The organism is Rhodococcus tibetensis (assembly GCF_024438035.1).
Classification (GTDB): Bacteria; Actinomycetota; Actinomycetes; order Mycobacteriales; family Mycobacteriaceae; genus Rhodococcus_F; species Rhodococcus_F tibetensis.
In genome coordinates, this window is sequence record NZ_JANFQF010000048.1 from 1 (window position 1) to 1,962 (window position 1,962).

Consider the following 1,962-nt stretch of genomic DNA (forward strand, 5'->3'; position numbering starts at 1 on the left):
ATCCGCGCCCGGCTTCCTGGATCGTTGTTCGCGTTGTAGCGAAGTGGGAGCATGTAGATACCGGCTCGATCTGGGGCTGGCGGCTGTGCGCTGAACGGATGGATTGCGGGGGCACCCACGGGGGCTGCGCATGATGACCTAACGAAACGATTCAGCGACGAGGAGTGAGCGACATGGCCTGGCGAATCTCGGCGAACTACTACGAGGCCTGCAACTGCGACCTGGGGTGCCCGTGCAACATGAGCGGCTTTCCCACCCACGGAAACTGTGACGGTGTGGTCGGATTCGAGGTCACCGGAGGTGAACGCGACGGCGTCGACCTGGCCGGGGCGAAGGTCGCGAGCGCGGTGAAATGGCCCGGCGCCATCCACGAAGGCAACGGAACGATGGCCCTGTTCATCGACGCGAACCCCGAGCAGCGACAGGCCCTGCTGCCGATCCTCACCGCCCAGGATCCCGGGTTGCCCTGGGAGATCCTCGCCGCGACCGTCAGCGAGATCCATGGCCCGTTCTTCGAGACGATCGAGATCGACGACCGGGACACCGATTCCCGAGTCCAGGTCGGCGACAAATTGGTAGTTCAGATGGAGAGCTTCACAAACCCGGTGACCGGGGAGAAGCACCAACCGCACATGGTGCTCGAGGACGGGTTCATCTTCCAGGACGGACAGATCGGCACTACCTCGGTGCTGCGGCTCGACGCCGACGGAGTGACATTCGAGCACCCGGGCAACAACGCGTACTACTCGCGCGTCGAGTGGTCCAGCGAGAACCGGATGGCGCCCGCCGGAGCGGCCGGCAAGTTCTGACTCGCAGCAGTGCACCGCGATAACGCGGCGGTGGTGCGGCCCAGCTCGGCAGGGGTGAGGCGGTGGGGCGTGACGGAGGGAGTGCCGATGAGTCAGCCCCCGAGGATCGACACTCCCCGGATGGCCTACAGCGCCCTCGAACGCCGGGCGACGCTCGCCACGGTGGGGATTCTGCTCGCCCTCGCCGGGGTGGCGTGGTGGCGCACGGTCGCTCATGCCAGCGGCATGGAGTCGATGGTTCAGGGTTTCGTGTGGGTCGGCACGGCCATGCCCTTCGACATGGGGGCCGCCGTCTTTCTCGCCATGTGGACGACGATGATGGTGGCGATGATGTTGCCGACGATCGCCCCGATCGTCCTGCTGCACCGCCTGGTCATGCGCCGGCAGGCCCGCGGACTCGCCCCGACGATCACCTTTGCTGCGGGCTACCTGGCGGTGTGGTCGGCCGTCGGGATCGTTCCGCTGGCGGTGCTGCTCGGCTTCCGCCGTATCTCGCACGGCTCGGCGTGGGTCGAGGTCGCGGCCGGTGGTGTGCTGGTCATCGCCGGCGGATACCAGTTCACCCGCTGGAAGCAGGCGTGCCTGCGGGCGTGCCGCACCCCGCTGACCTTCCTCGCCACCCACGACTTCGGAACCGGTCTGCGGGGCACCTTCCGCGCCGGCAGCGCACACGGGCTCTACTGCCTGGGCTGCTGCTGGGCGTTGATGGCGGTCCTGCTCGTCGTCGGTTTGATGAACCTGACCTGGATGGCGGCGATCGCCGTGATCTTCCTGGCCGAGAAGAACTCCCGACATTCGGTCGCGCTCACCCGGGTGGTCGGGACCGCGGTCGTCCTGCTCGGGGTCGCCGTCCTCGTCCACCCGTCGCTGCTGCAGTCGCTGTCCCCCATGCCGGATGTGTCCTCGCCGATGTCGGGCATGTGATCGAGGGACCGACACCAGAGCGATCGGTGCACCGGATGACTACGCCAGATCGACCGCGGACCGACCCACGACCTCGGGTGCCCCCGTCATGATTGCGGGACCATCCTCGATCTGCCGGACCAGCGTCCTCGGTGCGAACGCAGCGTGCGCGGCGCACGTCATCACCCAAGGGTGTACAGACGTCGCTGGTGGGATTCGGACGGTTGCCGAATCCCACCAGAGCGATTGC

The 1,962-nt window shown here is 67.0% G+C and carries 3 protein-coding genes; 2 read left to right on the forward strand and 1 reads right to left on the reverse strand.

Annotated elements, in window-relative coordinates:
- The first annotated feature begins 173 nt into the window (after positions 1-173).
- Both NOF53_RS27370 and NOF53_RS27375 read left to right on the forward strand, forming a co-directional pair.
- Positions 174-809 carry a DUF1326 domain-containing protein gene (locus NOF53_RS27370; protein ID WP_255974790.1) on the forward strand — a complete coding sequence of 212 codons (636 nt, stop codon included), beginning with the start codon at positions 174-176 and terminating at the stop codon, positions 807-809.
- Positions 810-896: 87 nt separating this feature from the next.
- Complete coding sequence (locus tag NOF53_RS27375; protein ID WP_255974792.1) at positions 897-1,733, forward strand: DUF2182 domain-containing protein; 837 nt, start codon at positions 897-899, stop codon at positions 1,731-1,733.
- A 39-nt stretch (positions 1,734-1,772) separates the two neighbouring features.
- Here NOF53_RS27375 and NOF53_RS27380 read toward each other — a convergent pair.
- On the reverse strand, positions 1,773-1,962 hold a 190-nt coding region (locus tag NOF53_RS27380), incomplete at its 5' end, for a hypothetical protein (RefSeq protein WP_255974794.1).

Excerpts from the sequence above, each read along its gene's own strand:
- NOF53_RS27375 (WP_255974792.1), top strand. The coding sequence starts at position 897 with ATGAGTCAGCCCCCGAGGATCGACACTCCCCGGATGGCCTACAGCGCC.
- NOF53_RS27370 (WP_255974790.1), top strand. The coding sequence starts at position 174 with ATGGCCTGGCGAATCTCGGCGAACTACTACGAGGCCTGCAACTGCGAC.